18 protein-coding genes and 1 other RNA gene are annotated in these 19,118 nt (G+C 63.4%); 1 reads left to right on the plus strand and 18 read right to left on the minus strand.

Annotated features, from left to right (window positions below; genetic code table 11):
* The first annotated feature begins 37 nt into the window (after nucleotides 1-37).
* Complete coding sequence (locus ACYQ6T_RS00840; protein ID WP_459826487.1) at nucleotides 38-556, plus strand: DciA family protein; 519 nt, start codon at nucleotides 38-40, stop codon at nucleotides 554-556.
* Here ACYQ6T_RS00840 and ACYQ6T_RS00845 read toward each other — a convergent pair.
* From ACYQ6T_RS00845 to rnpB, 18 genes are all read right to left on the minus strand, one after another.
* Complete coding sequence (locus ACYQ6T_RS00845) at nucleotides 488-670, minus strand: hypothetical protein (protein WP_459826489.1); 183 nt, start codon at nucleotides 668-670, stop codon at nucleotides 488-490. The two genes, ACYQ6T_RS00840 and ACYQ6T_RS00845, sit on opposite strands and share 69 nt — an antisense overlap.
* Entirely contained in the window at nucleotides 667-1,620 is a 954-nt protein-coding gene (lpxC, locus tag ACYQ6T_RS00850; RefSeq protein ID WP_459826491.1) for a UDP-3-O-acyl-N-acetylglucosamine deacetylase, read from the minus strand. The genes ACYQ6T_RS00845 and lpxC overlap by 4 nt, the downstream gene beginning before the upstream one ends.
* Before the next feature lie 9 nt (nucleotides 1,621-1,629).
* Entirely contained in the window at nucleotides 1,630-2,838 is a 1,209-nt protein-coding gene (gene ftsZ / locus ACYQ6T_RS00855) for a cell division protein FtsZ (protein ID WP_459826493.1), read from the minus strand.
* A 43-nt stretch (nucleotides 2,839-2,881) separates the two neighbouring features.
* A complete protein-coding gene (ftsA, locus tag ACYQ6T_RS00860; RefSeq protein ID WP_459826495.1) occupies nucleotides 2,882-4,105 on the minus strand; it encodes a cell division protein FtsA in 1,224 nt (407 codons plus the stop codon).
* The gene (locus ACYQ6T_RS00865) at nucleotides 4,102-4,890 is read right to left on the minus strand and encodes a cell division protein FtsQ/DivIB (RefSeq protein WP_459826496.1); all 789 of its coding nucleotides are present in this window, start codon (nucleotides 4,888-4,890) and stop codon (nucleotides 4,102-4,104) included. The genes ftsA and ACYQ6T_RS00865 overlap by 4 nt, the downstream gene beginning before the upstream one ends.
* Nucleotides 4,875-5,822 (minus strand): D-alanine--D-alanine ligase, encoded by a 948-nt coding sequence (locus tag ACYQ6T_RS00870; RefSeq protein ID WP_459826498.1) that lies wholly within the window; start codon nucleotides 5,820-5,822, stop codon nucleotides 4,875-4,877. The genes ACYQ6T_RS00865 and ACYQ6T_RS00870 overlap by 16 nt, the downstream gene beginning before the upstream one ends.
* Nucleotides 5,819-7,234 (minus strand): UDP-N-acetylmuramate--L-alanine ligase, encoded by a 1,416-nt coding sequence (gene murC / locus ACYQ6T_RS00875; protein WP_459826500.1) that lies wholly within the window; start codon nucleotides 7,232-7,234, stop codon nucleotides 5,819-5,821. Before murC ends, ACYQ6T_RS00870 begins: the two co-directional genes overlap by 4 nt.
* Nucleotides 7,231-8,310 (minus strand): undecaprenyldiphospho-muramoylpentapeptide beta-N-acetylglucosaminyltransferase, encoded by a 1,080-nt coding sequence (murG, locus tag ACYQ6T_RS00880; RefSeq protein ID WP_459826502.1) that lies wholly within the window; start codon nucleotides 8,308-8,310, stop codon nucleotides 7,231-7,233. The genes murC and murG overlap by 4 nt, the downstream gene beginning before the upstream one ends.
* Nucleotides 8,280-9,512 carry a putative lipid II flippase FtsW gene (ftsW, locus tag ACYQ6T_RS00885; RefSeq protein WP_459826504.1) on the minus strand — a complete coding sequence of 411 codons (1,233 nt, stop codon included), beginning with the start codon at nucleotides 9,510-9,512 and terminating at the stop codon, nucleotides 8,280-8,282. The genes murG and ftsW overlap by 31 nt, the downstream gene beginning before the upstream one ends.
* Entirely contained in the window at nucleotides 9,509-10,900 is a 1,392-nt protein-coding gene (murD, locus tag ACYQ6T_RS00890; RefSeq protein WP_459826506.1) for a UDP-N-acetylmuramoyl-L-alanine--D-glutamate ligase, read from the minus strand. Before murD ends, ftsW begins: the two co-directional genes overlap by 4 nt.
* A gap of 12 nt (nucleotides 10,901-10,912) precedes the next feature.
* Entirely contained in the window at nucleotides 10,913-12,001 is a 1,089-nt protein-coding gene (gene mraY / locus ACYQ6T_RS00895; protein WP_459826508.1) for a phospho-N-acetylmuramoyl-pentapeptide-transferase, read from the minus strand.
* 3 nt (nucleotides 12,002-12,004) lie between these two features.
* Nucleotides 12,005-13,396 (minus strand): UDP-N-acetylmuramoyl-tripeptide--D-alanyl-D-alanine ligase, encoded by a 1,392-nt coding sequence (locus ACYQ6T_RS00900; protein WP_459826510.1) that lies wholly within the window; start codon nucleotides 13,394-13,396, stop codon nucleotides 12,005-12,007.
* The gene (locus ACYQ6T_RS00905; protein WP_459826511.1) at nucleotides 13,393-15,039 is read right to left on the minus strand and encodes a Mur ligase family protein; all 1,647 of its coding nucleotides are present in this window, start codon (nucleotides 15,037-15,039) and stop codon (nucleotides 13,393-13,395) included. The genes ACYQ6T_RS00900 and ACYQ6T_RS00905 overlap by 4 nt, the downstream gene beginning before the upstream one ends.
* A gap of 29 nt (nucleotides 15,040-15,068) precedes the next feature.
* Nucleotides 15,069-16,793: a peptidoglycan D,D-transpeptidase FtsI family protein gene (locus ACYQ6T_RS00910; protein ID WP_459826513.1), complete on the minus strand. Its 1,725-nt coding sequence runs from the start codon at nucleotides 16,791-16,793 to the stop codon at nucleotides 15,069-15,071.
* On the minus strand, nucleotides 16,790-17,062 hold the full coding sequence (gene ftsL / locus ACYQ6T_RS00915; protein ID WP_459826515.1) for a cell division protein FtsL: 273 nt from the start codon (nucleotides 17,060-17,062) through the stop codon (nucleotides 16,790-16,792). Before ftsL ends, ACYQ6T_RS00910 begins: the two co-directional genes overlap by 4 nt.
* Nucleotides 17,059-17,985, minus strand: a complete 927-nt coding sequence (gene rsmH, locus ACYQ6T_RS00920) for a 16S rRNA (cytosine(1402)-N(4))-methyltransferase RsmH (RefSeq protein WP_459826517.1) — start codon at nucleotides 17,983-17,985, stop codon at nucleotides 17,059-17,061. Before rsmH ends, ftsL begins: the two co-directional genes overlap by 4 nt.
* On the minus strand, nucleotides 17,982-18,425 hold the full coding sequence (mraZ, locus tag ACYQ6T_RS00925; RefSeq protein WP_459826519.1) for a division/cell wall cluster transcriptional repressor MraZ: 444 nt from the start codon (nucleotides 18,423-18,425) through the stop codon (nucleotides 17,982-17,984). The genes rsmH and mraZ overlap by 4 nt, the downstream gene beginning before the upstream one ends.
* Nucleotides 18,426-18,637: 212 nt before the next feature.
* An RNA gene (gene rnpB, locus ACYQ6T_RS00930) (RNase P RNA component class A) lies at nucleotides 18,638-19,012 on the minus strand.
* Nucleotides 19,013-19,118 lie beyond the last annotated feature (106 nt).

The following is a 19,118-nucleotide window of genomic DNA, read 5'->3' on the forward strand; positions in this document are numbered from 1 at the left end:
AATTCCGTGCTGCTACGCGTCAAAAGCGAAGTGTATCATGACCTTTCAGCGACTTCCTGAGGCGCTTGCCGGTGAAGACCGCTTGCGCGAACTGCAACGGCAAGGGCTGTGGCTGTGGCAGGTGCGTCGGGCGCTCAACGAACTTTTGCCTCCTGAATGGTGCGCCCATTTGGCTGTTGGGCGGTTTGATGCGGGGCAACTCACGGTGATGAGCCCGTCGGCGCTGGTGGTCGCCAAATTGAAGCAGATGACCCCGACGCTCATTGCCGAGCTCAACCGCCGCGGATTTCCCATCGCAGCGATTCGCTGGCGCGTCCGCCCGGAACTTGCCGAACAACTTCCCCAGATAGGAGATGCAGGGTCCGAAAGGGGGGCACCACGCGCGCTTTCACCCGCTGCGGTTGCAGCGCTTCAGGAGTTCCTCACGCAAATCCCTTCCGATGAGCCCCTAGCGGTTTCGCTCGCTCGCTGGTTGGAGCGGAGAGCTTCAAAGAGCGATGAGCCGCTCGAGGAGAAAGAGGAGGAGATAGAGCAGCAGAAGCGCAACGCCCCCTAGAGCGATCCGACCTGCCCACTGGGCCCACCGCCGCTCACCGGTCAACAAAAAAGCGGTCACCAAAGCGATCGCCGCGACGACGGTAACGACGAGGATAAGGCGAAAAGCGATCACGGGAGCGGCAAAGCCCTTAATTGCGGCAATGGAAGAAGGGCGGGACGACGATGGGGCCAGGGGAGAAACTCTCCCTGCGCTGGATCGTCGGTAAAGGTCACCCACTCCCAGGCACGCGCATCGGCTAAAAGCGCGCGGATCAAGCGGTTGTTGAGGGCATGGCCCGACTTGAACGCCCGGTAGTGAGCAAGGAGCGGGTGCCCAAGCACATAGAGGTCACCGATCGCGTCGAGAATTTTGTGGCGGACAAATTCGTCGCCCGTGCGGAGCCCGCCGGCGTTGAGCACCCGGTATTCGTCGAGCACGACCGCGTTGTCGAGACTGCCACCCCGCGCGAGACCCATCTGCTGCAGCTGCTCGACCTCATGGACAAACCCAAAGGTCCGCGCCCGCGCCACCGCCTGGAGATAGCTCTCTTCAGCGAAATCGACCGTTGCTTCGGTCTTGCTCGCCGCAATGGCCGGGTGGTCGAACGCGATCTGGAAGCTCAAACGAAAGCCGTCAAAGGGTTCGAGCCGCGCCCACTTCTCCCCTTCGCGCACCTCGATCGTTTGGGTGACGCGCAAAAAGCGGCGCGGCGCATGCTGCGCAACGGTTCCTGCCTCAAGAAGGAGCAAGACAAACGGCGCGGCGCTCCCATCCATGATCGGGACCTCTGGGCCATCGACCAGGATTCTCACGTTGTCGACGCCGACCCCCGCAAGCGCCGAGAGGAGGTGTTCGATCGTCCCGACGGTGACGCCGCCGCGCCCCACCCCGGTACAGAGCCGCGTCTCACTCACCGCATCGGCGGTAACGGGGATCTCCACTTCCGGATGGTGATCGATGCGAACGAACCGGATCCCCGAATCGGGCGGCGCGGGTTCGAGCCGCAACGTCACTTTGACGCCGCTGTGAAGCCCCACGCCAACCGTCTCGGCAGGACGGGCAAGGGTTCGTTGCGCGATCACCGAAGAGCCTCAATCGTTCTGTTTGCGAAGAAACGCGGGGATGTCGAGTCGGTCGATACCGCGGTTCTGGGTCAGATGATCGACGAAAGAGCGGACCGTTTTGCGCGGGGCTCCTCGGGGCGAACGAATCGCTTTATTCGCCTCAACCGTCGTACCTACTTGAGGCCGGGCGGGGGGAGCGCCGTTCGCACCCACAGAGGAGCCGTAGGTGCCGGTCGCGCGCGCCTCTTCCCAATGTTCGCTCGCAGCGCTTCGCCGACCCGCTCCCAAACCGGTGGCAACGACCGTGACCCGAATTCGATCTTCCATCGAATCGTCGAAAACGGTTCCGTACTTGACAAACGCCTCTGGCGCGGCAAAACCTTGAATGGCACGAACAGCGTCTCGCACTTCGCTCATCTTGAGGGAACTTCGGGTGGCGGTGATGTTGATCAACACGCAGCGCGCACCCGAAAGTTCAGTTCCTTCGAGGAGCGGGCTCACAGCCGCCTGCTCGGCGGCGATCCGGGCGCGATCGACCCCGCTCGCCTCCGCCGACCCCATCATCGCCCGTCCCATCTCGGCCATCGCCGTGCGCACATCCTGAAAGTCGACATTGACCATCCCCGGGACGTTGATGATCTCGGCAATCCCTGCGACGGCATTTTTGAGCACATCATCGGCCGCTTTGAAACATTCGTCGAGCGAGGCGTCATCGCCATAGACTTCGAGCAGTCGGTCGTTCAGAACGACAATCAGGGAATCGACGTGGCGGGTGAGCTCTTCGATCCCGCTTTCGGCGACGCGATCGCGATTCTCGAACTCAAAGGGTTTGGTGACCACCGCAACCGTCAATATCCCCATCTCTTTGGCGATCTCCGCGATCACCGGCGCAGCACCCGTTCCCGTCCCTCCCCCCATGCCGGCGGTAAGAAAGATCATGTGGGCGCCGTCGAGCACCTCGGCGATTTTGTCACGGCTTTCAAACGCCGCTTCCCGGCCCGCCTCCGGCTTTGAGCCAGCCCCCAGGCCACTCTTCCCCAATTGCAGTTTCGTTGGAGCCAAAGCCCGGGAGAGGGCTTGGGAATCGGTATTGACGGCGACAAATTCGACACCCGCGACGCCTTCCCGAATCATGTGATCGACCGCGTTACACCCTGCGCCACCGACACCCAAAACGCGAATCACCGTTTTGGCCTCTGAGCGTTCGACCACCTCTTCCAGTGCGCGCAATACCATGACTATGCTCCACAGAATTTGAGTTGATTGTACCCCAAGTGGGTCACCATACGGGGCTCGATCCCCTCACCCAACGTAAGAGCCGGGAGAACCACCCTCCTGCTGCCCTCTCGCGCCACGTGGCAGCGTCACCCCATTGCGCATGAAGAAGGCCACTGACCGCCGCATAAGCAGGATCTTCCCATTTTTCCGTATCGTTACTCAAATAGGGAATCCCGACACGCGCCGGTGCAGCAAAGACCTCTTCGGCAAGATCCACGATACCACTCAATTTGGCTGTCCCCCCGGTGAGGACCACTCCGGCACCGATCTGCTCTTCGAGCCCCTGCTGCCGGAGTGCCGCCAGAGCCATCTCGAAGATCTCCTCGACTCGGGGGTGGATGATGTCCACCAGGCGCTGGCGGGCCAACCGGCGCGGCGGACGATCGCCGATGGTTGGCGCTTCGACCACCTCATCGGCCGTGACCCAGTGGTAGGATGCCGCGCCAAAGGTGCATTTGAGCTTTTCGGCCTCTGGAGCGGGTGTCCGCAGCGCAATCGCCAGGTCGTGGGTGATACGATCCCCCCCCACGGGGAACGAGGCGGTGTAGCGAACCGCACCTCGGCAATAGACCACCATGTCGGTCGTCCCCGCGCCGATGTCGAGCAGCACCACCCCAAGATCCTTTTCGTCTTCGGTCAACACCGCCTGGGCAGAGGCCAAGCCTTGCACCATCAGGGTCGTGAGATCCAATCCGGCACGCCGGATACACTTCACGAGATTGTGGGTCGCACTCTTCATGCCGGTCACGACATGAACCCGCACCCCGAGTTTCCGGCCAGTCATCCCGACTGGATTGACGATGCCCCCGAGATCGTCGAGCAAAAACTCCTGGACCAACGCGTGCAGGAGCTGCCGATCGTCGGCGACCGGCAAACTCTTTGCCACCGCAAGGACGTTGGCGACATCTTGCGCGGTGACCTCGGGCGTACGCAGCGTCACCTCCCCTTCGTTCTCCAAACAGCTCAAGTGGGCACCGCTGATCGTCGCGCGCACTTCGCGAAAGGGTTGCGCCACTTTGTGTTGCAACGCTTCAGCAATCTGGGTAACGACCGCAAGGGTGGCGTCGATATTGACAACGACACCCTGACGCAATCCTGCTGCCGTTGCGCGCTCCGCAAGGTGCAGAACTTCAACCCCCCCCTCACGGCGGCGGGAAGCCGCAACTGCAACGGTCTTCGCGCTGCCAATGTCGAGCGCCAGAAAAGGGGCAGCCTCATCTTTCATCCCCGTCCCCTCTTTTCCTCTTTGACCTCTTTGGCAAGAGCGGGCATTGAGACGGCAAAACCGCGTTCGTGACGAAGATCGACACGCACCGGCACAGCGCCCAGACGCCCGACCAATTCGCTCCACCGTTGTCCCAACCACGCCACCCGCTGTGCCGCCACCGCTGGCGAGGCGACCATTCCCAGAACCCATTCCGCCGATTCAGCAAAGGAGAGGGTCACCCCACCTTGCCGGGAGAAGGTGAGCCCCTCGAGGTGGATCGTTTCGGGAACTTTTCCCACCACAGCGTGGAAAAAGCGCAACGCATCCGCCAGTTGCTCAGCCGGGGCCGCAACCCAAATCCCCGCTTCATTTGCCGGTGACAGGCGGTTCTCGAACGGGCGGCCGTGGGCATCGAGCCAATACCACCGATCGTCGTCGAGGTTGCGCCAACGGAGCACCGGCATCCGGAGCGCCAACGCAACCTCGAGACGGCTGGGCCAGATCCGCTCAATCCGCACCGCGCCAATCGCCGGTTCCGCTTTGAGTCGCTCCGTCAACCCGACCAGATCGACCGTCCAGAGCGACTCCCCACGGAGATGCCACGCGAGTTGCTCGGCAATGCGGTCGAGATCGATCGTTGCCGGCTCTCCTTCCACCACGCGGAGAGAGACGTCAGCAATGGGTGTCCAGAGGTGTTTGCGCGCAAGCGGCGCCAGCGCGACACCCCATAAAACAAGACTCGCCACCACGGCAAAACGGGTCGCCCATCGCCACCGCTGCAGGGTTTTTACCCGGTTCGACACGGAATCGCTCCTTTGAGCCGAGCGGTAGTGAGGATGCGGGCACAGAGCGCTTCGAAGGAGATCCCGACGGCACGTGCCGCCATGGGTACCAGCGAGTGGTCGGTCATCCCCGGCGCGGTGTTCATCTCCAACAGTTTCGGTCCGTCGCGATCCCAAAGGAGATCGACCCGCCCCCACCCTTCGCACCCCAACGCGTCGCGCGCCGCACGAACGAGCTGCGTGAGCATCGTCCTCTCAGCGTCGCTCAGCTGCGCGGGACAGTGGTAACGGGTCTCGTTGCTCTCATATTTGTGGTAGAAGTCGTAATTCCCCGCCGGCGTTTCGATCTCGATTGCCGGAAGAATCTCCTCCCCGAGAAACGCGACGGTTAATTCTCGCCCATTGATGCACCGCTCGACCAACGCCTCTTCATCAAAAGAGAGCGCCGCGGCGATTCGCGCAGCGAGTTCGCGCTCATCCTCTGCCGACCCGGCGCCGACGCTCGACCCTTCATGAACCGGTTTGACAAACCAAGGGGGGGGCACCTGACGGGCAAACGCGGCAACAACACCCTCAGGATCGCGTTCCCACTCGGCCCGTACCACCCGGTAGCCAGGAATCACAGGGAGTCCGAGCGCTTGCCAGATCAATTTCGTCCGCCATTTGTCCATCGCGAGCGCGCTCGCAAGAACGCCACTTCCCGTGTAGGGGATCTGCAGCCATTCCAAGATCGCTTGGGCGGTGCCATCCTCACCCCCCCGCCCGTGGAGGATCACAAACGCTTTTGCGACCCCCTCTTCCTTCAGATCACTCCAATCGCACTCTTGGGGGTCGAAACGAACCACCTCATACCCCAGGCGGGTGAGCGCCTGCGCCACTGCCTCGCCAGAGCGCAACGAGATCGCCCGTTCTGACGACGTTCCACCCAACAGAACCGCAACCCGCTCGTTCATGGCTTCCCTTTCGCATAGGGCTGCAAAAGCCGTGGCAACGCCCCGATCGACCCTGCGCCCATACTGAGCACCACGTCCCCCTCTTGGACCACCGCGGTAAGCGCCTCAGGCACCGCATCGACCGTCTCGACGAATAGGGGCTCGACCCGGCGGCGCATCCGAACGGCGCGCGCGAGCGCTCGACCATCCGCTGCCGGTATCGGCTCTTCGCCCGCCGGATAAACTTCAGTCAAAACCAGGCCATCGACCTCCGAGAGCACCTGGGCAAAATCGTCAAAGCAGTCACGGGTGCGCGTGTAACGGTGCGGCTGGAAAACGAGCACCAGCCGTCGCTCGGGAAACGCGAGCCGCGCCGCTTCGATCGTCGCCGCCAACTCGCGCGGGTGGTGCCCATAATCGTCGACAAGCTCAAACGAGACGGTCTCGCCATTCGGGCGAGGGAGAGAAAAGAGCCCGTGACGCTCGAACCGCCTCGCGACCCCACGAAAGCCGGCCAGTGCGCGCGCAATCGTCGCATCGTCGACGCCGAGCTCGCTGGCCACAGCCGCCGCGGCCAACGCGTTGCGCACATTGTGCGTTCCCAATAACCCCATCGTCACCGGAGTGCGCCGCTCCTCGCCATTGGTCCGCACCAGGGTGAAATGGGTTTTACCGTCACGCACTTCGACCCCCTCGGCGCGGACCTGCGCCTGCGGGTGGAAACCGTAGGAGACCACGACCCGGCTACACCGCTCGGCCACATCGCGCACCGGGGGGTCATCCCAGCAGAGCACTGCGACCCCCCAAAAAGGTAGGCGGTGGAGAAATTCGAGAAAGTGGCCCTTCAACCGCTCGAAATCGTGGCCGTAGGTCGCCATGTGGTCGGCGTCGATGTTGGTCACCACCGCCATCACCGGCGAGAGGTGGAGAAACGACGCGTCGGACTCATCCGCTTCGGCGACCAGAAACTCCCCCGACCCCAAGCGCGCGTTGCTTCCGGCAGCAAGGAGCCGCCCACCGATCACGAAGGTCGGGTCGAGCCCTGCTTCTGCAAGAATCGTCGCCACCAACGAGGTGGTCGTCGTTTTGCCGTGGGTGCCGGCAATGGCAATCCCCTGCCGAAAACGCATCAGCTCCGCCAGCATCTCGGCACGGGGCACTACGGGAATTCGCCGCTCCCGCGCCGCAACCCACTCGGGGTTATCCGGGGCGATCGCAGAAGAGACGACCACGACGTCCACCTCCTGCAGGTGGGCCGCGTCGTGGCCGCGATAGACCGTCACCCCGAGACGCCGCAGCCGCTCGACCGTCGCGTTCTCCGCAAGGTCGGAACCGCTGACAGCAAACCCCATCTGGACCAGCACCTCGGCGATCCCACTCATCCCTACGCCGCCGATCCCGATAAAATGGACTTTTTTTACCCGATGTCTCATCGAACCATCCACGCGTCAATCTCAACGGCGATGCGCTCGTGCGCGTCACGCACCCCAAATTCATAAGCCCGCAGCGCCAACTGGGTTGCCTCTTCCCGTGAGGTGCCCTGCAACCACTCGGCAAGGCGCTGGGGGGTAAGCGCCTCTTCGCGCGTCACGAGCGCCGCCCCGTGGTCCACCAGCCAGCGGGCGTTTGCGTACTGATGGTCATCGACTGCGTAGGGGTAGGGAACAAAATGGGCCGCGACGCCTACGGCAGCAATTTCTGAGACGGTCATCGCCCCCGCTCGGCAGAGCACCCAATCGGCTTCGGCCAACGCCTTCCCGATATCGGTAATGAAGGGCTCACACGTGGCCGCCACTTGCGCTTCACGATAGGCAGCCAATGTCGCGGCAAAATCGCGCTCACCGGTCTGGTGGCGAACGATCGGGCGCTTACCCTCAGGAAGCAATTGTAACGCCTGGGGCAGAAATCGGTTGAGCCGTTGGGCGCCGAGACTGCCGCCGAGGACCAAGAGGCGCAGCGGTCCCTCACGGTCACGGTAGCGTTCAGCGGGTGGGGGCTCATGAAGGAGGCTCTCCCGCACGGGGTTGCCGACAACCACCCCTTGACGGAGCACGTGGGGAAAGGCGGTGAGCACCCGGTCGGCAAGGGGCGCAAGCAAGCGGTTCGCCATGCCAGCGCGCGCGTTCTGCTCATGGATCACGAGCGGCAAACGGAAAAGCTTTCCCGCTAGCGCGGCAGGAACTGAGACGTACCCGCCAAAGGTCGCAACGACGGCCACCTTTTCGGTGCGAAGCACTTGACGTGCCCGTGCAACCGCCTGGGTGAGCGCAACGGGAAGCCCCGCCCAGCGCCGCCAGCCTTTGCCCCGCACTTGGCCAAACTGGAGGTCATAAAAGGGAATCGCATGCTCCGTGGCAACGCGCGCCTCCATTCCCGTCGCGTTACCGAACCAGAGGACACGCCGGTTGCGCCGCCGCAACGCCTCAGCCACCGCAAGTGCTGGGAAGATGTGCCCCCCCGTCCCCCCCGCGGCGACTGCTACGACTTGAGTGGTGTGCGCTGCGCACATAGTTGGCGCATCTCCCATTCGGCACGCATCACAAAACCGACCGCCAGCAGGTTCATCACCAGCGCCGAACCGCCGTAGCTCATAAAGGGCAGCGCCAACCCTTTGGTCGGCAAAACACCGACATTGACCCCCATGTTGATCGCCGCCTGAAGACCTATACCGATCGCTACCCCGATCACGGCAAGTCCGGCAAAATAGGATTCGACCTTCACCAACCGCTGCCCGATCGTAAAGATCCGCCACACGAGGAGAGCAAAAAGCGCTCCCACCGTGACGACTCCCGTCCAGCCGAGCTCCTCACCCACCACCGCCAAAATGAAATCGGTATGGGCTTCAGGGAGGTAGAAGAGCTTTTCGATACTCCCCCCCAACCCCACCCCGAACCAGTCACCCCGACCCAACGCGATCAGCGCATGAGTCAGTTGGTACCCCTTTCCGAGCGGATCAGACCACGGGTCGAGAAAAGCAACGAGACGACTCATGCGGTAGGGCGAGGTGACAATGAGCGCCGCAAAAAAGAGTGTGGCCAGCATCAAGAGCCCTCCGACGATCCGCCAGCTCAACCCCCCGAGAAAGAGGATACCAAACGCAACGGCGCTGATCACCACCAGCGAACCGAAATCGGGTTGCAACAGGAGAAGCAGCCCCACCCCGGCGATCACCCCAGCAAAGGGGAGAAAGCCCCGCCACAAGTTATCCATCATCGCAAATTTACGTACGGTGTACCGCGCAGCAAAAAGGGCGATCGTGAACTTGACGATCTCTGCGGGTTGGATATTGACTGGCCCCAGCGCAATCCAGCGCCGCGCGCCATTGACGGTCTTTCCGATTCCGGGGAGAAGCACCATCCCAAGGAGCAGCAACGACGCCGCAAAAAGCCAAAGGCCGTTCTCTTCCCACCAGCGAACCGGCAACCGGTAGGTCCACCACGCCGCGGCAAGCCCCGCGAGCGCAAAGAGCAATTGGCGGACGAGAAAGAAGTAGGGGTTACCCATCCGCTCGGCGGCAATCGCGATGCTCGCGGAGTAGACCATCACCAATCCCCAGCCGACCAGAATCAGCGTCGGCCACAACAACCACGGATCGGGGGCTCCGGGGCGGTCAAAATGGGGGCGAAGCTGCTCAGGCAGCCAAACATGAGAGGGGACCTCGAAGCCTCCGCCATTTGCTTTCTGATCCCACGGACGCAGCCAACTGCTCATGGAGCCTGCTCCGAAAAGGCCGCCAGCGCCTCTCTAACCGCTGCGACAAACCGTTCAGCCCGCTCGCGATAGTCGCGAAATTGGTCCCAACTGGCGCAAGCAGGAGAGAGCAACACCACCTCCCCCGGGGTGGCGTCGCGTGCCGCTGCGGCTACCGCCTCTTCGAGTGTCGCGAAGCAAAAGAGCGGAACCCCCGCGGCCGCCAATGCTGCAGCGATCTGCTCTCGGTCGCGGCCAAAGAGGTAGGCAGCACGCACGCGCCCGTGCGCGGCCGCAGCAAGGGGAGCAAACGCCTGCCCCTTGCCGTCACCGCCCGCCAACAGACGAATCGGCTCATCCAGTGCGGCAATCGCCGCCGCAGTCGCACCGACATTGGTTCCCTTGGAATCCTCGATAAAGCGGACGCCATCGGCGCGGGTCGCGACCAAAACCATCCGGTGCGGCAGCCCCCGAAACCCGCGGAGTGCTTCGGGCAAACGCTCATCCCAACCGGTCAGATGGGTCACGAGCGCGAGCGCCGCCAAAGCGTTGAGCTGGTTGTGGCGCCCCAAAAGAGGGAACTCATCGACGGGGAGTACGCGACAGCTCCCCCACGTGAGCCACCGCACACCCGAGTCGCGCGTCACCCCCCACGCGTCGGCGTCAGGGGGGGCATCGAGACCGAAGGTCGTGACGTGCCCCGTCCGATCGGTCGAAGGGAGCCACGCCGCGACGCCAGGGTCGTTTCGCGGCAGCACCGCGAGCTCGACGCCCTCGAGAATCCGCGCTTTCGCTGCCGCGTACGCCGCCATTGAGCCATGGCGGTCGAGATGATCTTCGCTGAGGTTGAGAATCGTCGCCGCTGTAGCTCGAAATGCCCCCGCCGCTTCGAGTTGGAAGCTCGAAAGTTCCACCACCCACGCTTGCGGCCACGGACGTCCCGTTTGATCCCGCTCAAGCGCCTCGGCCAGCAAAGGTTTACCGAAGTTTCCGAGTGGCGGTGCGTCCCACCCCAAAGCGCTCAGCAGATGCGCAACGAGCGCCGTCGTCGTACTCTTCCCATTGGTCCCGGTGATCGCGACGATCGGTGCGGAGTCGCCCCTTTGAGCGCGGGCCTCTGCAAAGAGCGCGAGCTCCCCACCCACCGGAATCCCTTGCGCGCGGGCCGCCGCGACGCAGGGTGTCGTAGCAGAGAGTCCTGGGGAGATCCAGAGACGCTCGACGTTGGCAAGGAGTTCCGGCCCCAAATCGCTCGCCACATGCCATTCGACCTCTGGGCACGCCGCAGAAAGTGCTGAGAAATGGGGCGGTTCCGCGCGACTGTCGGCGGCGCGCACCCGTTTTCCTTGCGCCACCAGCCAGCGCACCATCGCTGCGCCGCTCATCCCGAGCCCCAACACCAGCTCCACGCCACGCTCCTCTTAGCGCAACTTCAACGTCGACAGACCGATCAACACCAAAATAATGGTAACAATCCAGAAACGGACGACCACCTGCGTCTCTTTCCACCCGCCGAGCTCAAAGTGGTGGTGGAGCGGTGCCATGCGCAGAATCCTCTTCCCGCCGCTGTACTTGAAAAACCCCACCTGAAGCATCACCGAGAGCGCTTCGGCGACAAAGAGGCCGCTCATCACAAAAAAGACAATCTCTTGCCGCACGATAAGCGCAATCGTCCCCATCGCCGCGCCCAACGCGAGCGCCCCGACATCCCCCATGAAGACCTGCGCCGGATGGGCGTTGAACCAGAGGAATCCCAGGCCGGCGCCACAGATCGCCCCACACACCACCGCAAGCTCCCCAGCACCGGGAACATAGGGCACCCCGAGGTAACGGGCAAAGACGGAGTGGCCTGCGACATAGGAGAAAATAGCAAGCGCCCCCGTGACCATCACCACCGGCATCACCGCAAGGCCATCGAGACCGTCGGTCAGATTGACCGCATGGCTCGCGCCATTGATCACGAAGTAACCCACGATCACCAGCCCGACGCTGCCCAACGGAACCCCCACATCTTTGAAAAAGGGGACAATCAGCGTCGTATGGACCGGCAACGTCGCGTTCAGTGCCAAGTAGAGGGTCGCCGCAAGCGCAATGAGCGAAGTCCACAGATACTTCCACCGCGCGGGTAGCCCTTTGGGGTCACGATGAACGACCTTGCGCCAGTCATCGACCCAACCAACCATCCCAAAACCCAGGGTCACCGCCATTACCAGCCAAACATAAGGGTTTCCCCAGTCCCCCCACAACGCCACCGACAGGGTGAGCGAAAGCAGAATCAGAACGCCACCCATCGTCGGTGTCCCCGCCTTGACCCAGTGGCTCTGCGGCCCATCTTGCCGAACCGCCTGCCCAAACTTCTTTTCCGCAAGCCAGCGGATCACGCGGGGACCCAAGAGAAACGAAATAATCAACGCCGTAAGCGCCGCGAGCATCGTGCGCAGCGTAATATAAGAGAAGACGTTGAACGCCCGCACCTCTTGCGCCAACCATTGCGCCAACTCCAGCAGCATCCGTTACTCTCCCTGAGGCACGAGCGCTGTGACCACCCGTTCCATGCGACTGATGCGCGACCCTTTGACCAGAACCGCTGTTTGCTCATCCAAAAGAGGGCGGAGATCAGCAAGAAGCGCTTCGAGCTGCTCATAGCTCGCTCCCCCGTCCCCAAAGGCTTGCGCCGCACCGCGAGCCCCTTCCCCCAGCGTCAGGAAGTGGTTCACCCCGCGCGCTTTGGCGTAACGCCCCACCTCTTCGTGGAGCTGCGTGCTTAGGGGCCCAAGCTCCGCCATCTCCCCCATCACCACCACCTTACGCGGCTGCGGCAGCGTCAAGAGCGCGTCGATCGCCGCCCGCATCGCGTCGGGGTTGGCATTATACGTGTCATCGAGAAGAACCGCTTTTGATGCCGTGGTCAACCGCCGCAGCCGCCCCGCAACCGGCGACAGCCCCTTCCACCGCTCGACCGCCGGTTGCCACGGTAACCCCAGCGCGTCGAGCACTGCGAGCGCTGCGGTAGCCAAATCGGCAAAATGGGGGCCAATCCACGGCAGGGTGGCTGTCACCCGTTCGCGCGGCCCAGCCACCTCGAAATGGAGCGCGTCAGGATCGGCCTTTTCCGATAGCAAACGGACCTGTGCTTTTTCGGAGCGGCCAAAGGTGACCACGCGACGGGGCGCGGCGCTTCTTTGCCACGCAGTAAAGTAGGGAGCGTCGCACGGCAAGACGGCGACCCCGTCGACGGCAAGGGTCGTGACGAGCGACCCCTTTTCGTTCGCGATCGCCTCAACGCTCCCCAACCCGGCGAGGTGCGCGCGCAAGGCGTTCAACACAAGCGCCACATTGGGCTCGGCGAGCCGTCCCAACGCCGCGATCTCTCCCGGCTGGTTCATCGCCACTTCGACCACGGCAACCCGGTGGTGGGGTTCGATGCCCAAGAGGGTCAGTGGTAAGCCGATCGCGTTGTTCCAGTTGCCCGGCGTTGCCCAGACCGCTTCCTCACCCCAGATCGCGGCAAAGGCTTCTGCAAGGAGCGTTTTGGTGGTCGTCTTGCCGGCACTTCCCGTAACGGCAACGACCAGCCCCCCCCACCGCCGTCGCCACCACTGAGCGATTCCCCCTAGAGCAGCAAGGGGGTCGGCAACTGGCAAGATACGCTCGGCAGAAACGTTGGGCGCGTCGGGGTGGTTGCGCCAACGCTCCTCTGCAACCACTGCTGCGACCGCCCCTTGCGCGAGCGCCGCGGCGACGAAGTTGTGACCGTCGAACCGCTCCCCCTTGAGGGCGACAAAAAGACGCCCGGCAACGTCACGGCGCGAGTCGGTGGTCACCCCCGTCACCGCGCTGTTGCGCCAGCACGGAAACTCCCGCAGATCGAAAAGGGCAGCGATCTCCGCTAGGCTCGCCCTCATTCATCGCTCCTTTCGCCAACCCTCTCCCGGCGCGCCATCGCCCGCCGCGCCACCTCTTGATCAGAAAAAGGGTATTTCACCCCGGCGATCTCCTGGAAGGTCTCGTGCCCCTTCCCCGCGATCACGATGACATCCTCCGGGACGGCGGCACCGATCGCGTGGTCGATCGCTTCTGCGCGGTCAAGCATCACCGCGCACGACTGTGTTGGCGGAATCCCAGCACGAATCGCTTCGGCAATCGCTGCAGGCGACTCCCACCGCGGGTTGTCGCTGGTGACGATGATGGCGTCGGCGTAACGGGCAGCAGCCTCCCCCATCGCGGGGCGTTTGCCGGCGTCGCGGTTCCCTCCGGCACCAAAGACGACCCAGAGGCGCCCGCCCCGCGCCGTAGCAAGTGATCGCAAGCTCTGCAGCACCTGAGCGAGCGCGTCGGGGGTGTGGGCGTAATCGACGACGACCGCCGGGGCATCGGCAACCCACTCCATCCGCCCGCTGGGGGGGCTGACCTCGGCGAGCGCAGCGAGCGCGTCGGCAAGGGAAAACCCTTCGGCAAGGAGTGCCGCAGCGACCAAGAGGCCGTTCGCCACCTGAAAGTCCCCCGCAGCAGCAAGCTGTAACACCCCCGTCTCCGCCGCGGTCGTGCGCGGGAACAACGGCGCTTTCCTCGAGACCGCCACCGGCACGACCCACCGGCCGCTCTGCCACTGCGGTTTTGCGGTCAAGGTCACCGTCACGACGAAACGTTGCTCCTCTGGGGTGAGTGCCGCCAAAAGCCTTTCGCTTTGCTCGCGACTCCCCACCCACCAGACGGTTCGCTCGAGCTGCTCCTTAGCCGCGTCGCGCGCGGCACGGACGCCCCATTCGCCCCCGAGGGGATCTTCAATCCAGAAGAGCTGATGGCGAAGTTCAGGACGAAAGAGGAAGCGGCGTTTCGCTTCCGCGTAGGCGGCGGTCGACCCGTGGTAGTCGAGGTGGTCATGGGTCAAGTTGGTGAAGATCGCCCCGCGGAAGCGCACCCCATCGATGCGCCGCTCAGCCACCCCGATCGACGAGACCTCAAGACTCGCCGCGCTGCACCCCTCGGCGCGAAAGCGGGAGAGGAGCGTGTGGAGCAGCACCGCCGACGGCGTGGTAAAGCCAGTTGGCACCAAGGCACCGATCCGACCCGCGCCGAGGGTTCCGACGACCCCAGTCGGACGCCCCAACCGATCCAGCGTCTGCGCCAGCCACTGACTCACCGTGGTCTTGCCGTTGGTTCCGGTTACCCCCCACACGGCGAGGTGCGCAGAAGGTTCCCCCAGCCAGCGATGGGCCCACTCCCCCACCCACTCGGTGAAACCGGTCACCTTCCACAGGGGAACTGCTTCTCCTCCTTGCCGCAATTCGGTGCGGGTGATGATGGGCGCCTCTCCTCGAACCCCGTTGGGAAGCGCTTCGGCTTCAGCGATCACCGCGGCAGCGCCGCGATCGAGCGCATCGTCGAGGTAGGCGCGACCGTCTCTGCCGTCATGCGGAAAAGCAAGAAAGAGGTCACCTGGACGGATGAGGCGCGAGTCACTCGCCAATTGGGCGCAAGGGTAGCGCTCACGACATTCGCGAAAGAGCGCATCGAGCGTCAACGGCCAAGAGGTGGGAATGGACACGATTCGATTGCTCTCACCGGTAAGGGCGATCAGCTGCGCGGCGTGCGCCCGCCTGTGACCACCTGGGTCGGCTCGTCGGGCAGCACCCCCAATGCGGGGAGCGCCTGCTGCACGATCTCGGCAAAGGCAGGCGCCGCCACCGTGCCACCATAATAACCCTTTCCTTGCGGTTCGTCGATCATCACCGCCACCACAATGCGGGGATTCTTCGCCGGGGCGTAACCGACGAACGACGAAACATATTTATGGACATAGACCCCATTCTCGACCTTACGCGCCGTACCGGTCTTGCCTGCAGTCGAATAACCGGCGACCTGCGCGCGCACGCCGGTTCCTCCCGCTTCGGTCACCTTCTCCAACATACCCCGGATGGTCCGTGCAGTCTGAACCGAAACCACCCGCTCCGAACAAGAAGGGCGCGATTCTAGCCGAAGAAAGGAGATCGGTAAACGGCAGCCGTCGTTGGCGAGCGCCTGATAGGCTCCAGCGACCTGCAGGAGCGAGGCGGACATCCCGTGGCCAAAGGCCATCGTCGCCACCTCAACCGGCTGCAAGCGGTCGACGGAAAAGAGCCGTCCAGGAGTAGCCCCGCTCAACGGAACCGCAGGGCGCTCGCCAAAACCGAAACGGCGGTAGTGGTGCACAATCGCTTTACCGTCGAGCATCTGGGCAATTTTGACCACCCCGACGTTCGAGGATTTTTGCACGACCTCAGTGACCGTCAGTGGCCGGTCACTTGCGTGCGTATCGTGAATCGCAAAACCGGAGACTTTGATCACCCCGCCGCGCACGTCGATGACGGTTTCAGGACGCACCACCCCTTTCTCGAGCGCAAGCGCCACCAGAATCGGCTTAATCACCGACCCCGGTTCATAACTGTCGGTGAGGGCCCGGTTCCGCAGTTCGTACCAATCGATCGCCGAACGCGCGTCAGGGTCAAAGGTTGGCCAGTTCGCCATCGCCAAGACCTCACCGGTTTTCGCGTCGAGCACGACAGCCGACCCCGCTTTGGCCTGATACTGCGCAACAGCCCCCTTCACCGCCTGCAGCGCCGCGGTTTGAATGCGCAGGTCGAGGGCAAGAACGATATCGCGCCCCGGCTCGGCCGGCTCCAACCACTCCCCCTCCTGGATCGGACGGCCCTGGCGATCTTGCCACCAAACCTTTTTCCCTGCCCGACCAGAGAGGAGACCGTCGAGCCCCCGCTCCAACCCCTCCAACCCCTTGCCGTCAACATCGGTCAGCCCCACCACATTGGCGACGAGCTCACGCTGCGGGTAGATCCTTCGCGGCTCTTTGATCACCCCGACACCAGGAATGCGCAGCGCCATCACCGCGTCGGCCACCTCCTGAGAGAGGTGGCGTTTCAGATAGGCAAAGCGGCTCCCTCCGCGCTGAATCTGCTCCCAGATCCCCTGCGGGGTGGTTTTGAGGAGCCGCGCGAGCGCCTCGACCTGATCATCGGTCACACTATCCCACCGCAACGGATCGACCCAGATCGAGTGGGTGTCGACCGACTGCGCCAAAATCGCCCCGTTGCGGTCGATCAACCGCCCGCGGGGCGCTGGCACCGTCACGACGCGCTCGTAGCGCTGCTCACCCTGCTCCTGAAGAAAATCGCCCTGAGCGGCAACGAGCCAAGCGGCACGAAAGAGCACCGCGGCCAGCAACAGCGAGAAGGCGACAAGGACGGCTGCCAGACGCGGAAGCGGCACCGCCAAGCGGAAAGCGCCCAGCGCAAGATCGTGGGTCATCGTTTTTTCTCCTCCCAACGGCGGATCCGGTCGACGGGCGGAGGCGCCAAACCCACCTGAGCCGCCACCGCTTTCAACCGCTCCGGGCGCTCCGCCGCCGCGTGCGCCACTTCCAATCGGCGCCATTCACTCTCCAGGCGTGCCGTTTTGGCTTTTTCGGCTTCGACCGTTTGAATCAAACCGCGGACCTCATGGTGAACGGTCACGACGGCCACCGCCGAACCGATCACCGCGCCAAAGAGCACGCCATCCCACCAACCGGTACTCACCGCTTTTCAGCCCCCCGCAGCACTGCGGAGCGCGCGCGCGGATTGCGCGCACACTCTTCTGGCGAAGGAACCGCGCGCTTCACCACCCAGCGCATCGCTGGCTGCGGCCGCTCCGCCTCGCGCACGGCAACGCCTGGCGGCAAGGGCGGCAATTCGCACTGCGCCCGCAAAAAGCGCTTGACGATCCGATCTTCCAGCGAATGGAAACTGATCGCCACCAACCGCCCCCCCGACGCCAACCGCATCGCCGCCTGGGGGAGCGCCTGCTCAATCTCCTCTAACTCACGATTGACGTAAATCCGAAGCGCCTGGAAGGTGCGTGTCGCAGGGTGCTGCCCCGGCTCGCGGCGCGGAACCGCCCGCGCAACAATCTCTGCAAGTTGACCCGTTGTAACGATGGGACTTCTCTCCCGCGCGGCGACAATCGCCTTTGCAATCGCATGAGCAAACCGCTCTTCGCCATAGTTCTTGATCACCTCCCTGATCTCGTCCCGGGTTGCGGACGCGAGCCATTCATGGACAGGTGCGCCTTGGGTGGGGTCCATGCGCATATCGAGCGGTGCGTCGAAACGAAAACTCATTCCCCGCTCCGGTGTATCGAGCTGGGGCGACGAAACACCCAAGTCAAAGAGCACCCCATCGACCCGATCGATGCCTAGGCGATCCAGGGCCTCTGCGAGGCGGGAAAACGGGCGGTGCACGATCGTGAATCGCCGATCCTCTGCAGCAAGCTCCAGTCCTACCGCGACCGCTTCCGGATCACGATCAAGAGCGACCAGTCTCCCCTCCTCGCCTAATTGCGCGAGAATCGCTCGGCTATGCCCCCCGCGCCCAAAGGTGGCATCGACGTAACAGCCATGCGGTTGCACCGCAAGCGCCGCAATTGCCTCACGAACCATCACGGGATCGTGGCGGCCCGTCACAGCACCAACCCCTGAAAGGGTTCCGGAAGATCGGCAAACGAGAGCGACGTCATCGCCTCCTGCTGTTTCGCCCACCCCTCCTCGGACCAGAGTTCCAGATGGGTTCCTTGGCCAACCAACCACGCATCTTTTGCCAATCCAGCCCATTGCCGCAGTGACGAAGCGATCAATACCCGCCCCGTAGCGTCGGGCGTCTCCTCCTGCGCAAAACCAACCAGCAAGCGCTTGAGCGCCGCGGCGCGCGGATCAAGCCCAGGCAAGCGAACGATCTCATCGCGAATCGGCTGCCAGACGGTTTGCGGGTAGAGGACGACACACCGGTGGGGATGGGCGGTCAGGACCAGCGGCGCCCCCTCAGGACAGAGGAATTCCCGATGCCGCTGGGGGATCGTCATCCGTCCTTTCGTATCGAGGGTCACCGCGACCGCTCCCTGGAACACGTTTACCCACCCTTCTCCCTTTTATCCCACTTTTTACCACCAACTACCGGACAAATCTACTGTATAAAATTACAAATTGCGTAACATCATCAGCCCACTCCACAGCAAAAAAGGAGCCGGCTGAGCATGGGGTTTCGGGAAAAAAAGAGAGAGAGGAAGCGTCGTTTATGCTTCCCGGCAAACGGAAAAGAGAGGAATCGAAATGCGGAAAGGAGCGAAGTCCGCCACTAAGCCGGGTTCTGTCGCAGGCGGCGAACCGCCAGGGGCAGTCATTCCTCTAGGCCTGACGTCGCCGTCAGGCTCAAGCAGCCAACCCGGAAGCGGCGCGAGCCACGCCATCGCTTCCCTATTCGGCCTTGCTCCGGATGGGGTTTACCGTGCCGGTCCGGTTACCCGTCCCGCGGTGGGCTCTTACCCCACCGTTTCACCCTTGCCTGATCCCGAAAGGATTCGGGCCATCGGCGGTCTCTTCTCTGTGGCACTTTCCGTCGCCTCACGGCGCCCGGCCGTTAGCCGGCATCCTGCTCTGTGGAGCCCGGACTTTCCTCCCCCGTCATCGGACGGCGGCGACTGCCTTGGCGAACTTCGCGAGTCAATTATAAGGGCTCAGCGCGCCGGAACAAAGGCCACCTGCCCATCCTTCTCTTGGAAGGTACCCACAAGGGGACCTAACCCCTCAGGGTTGGGACGCTC

Source organism: Hydrogenophilus islandicus (genome assembly GCF_054657095.1).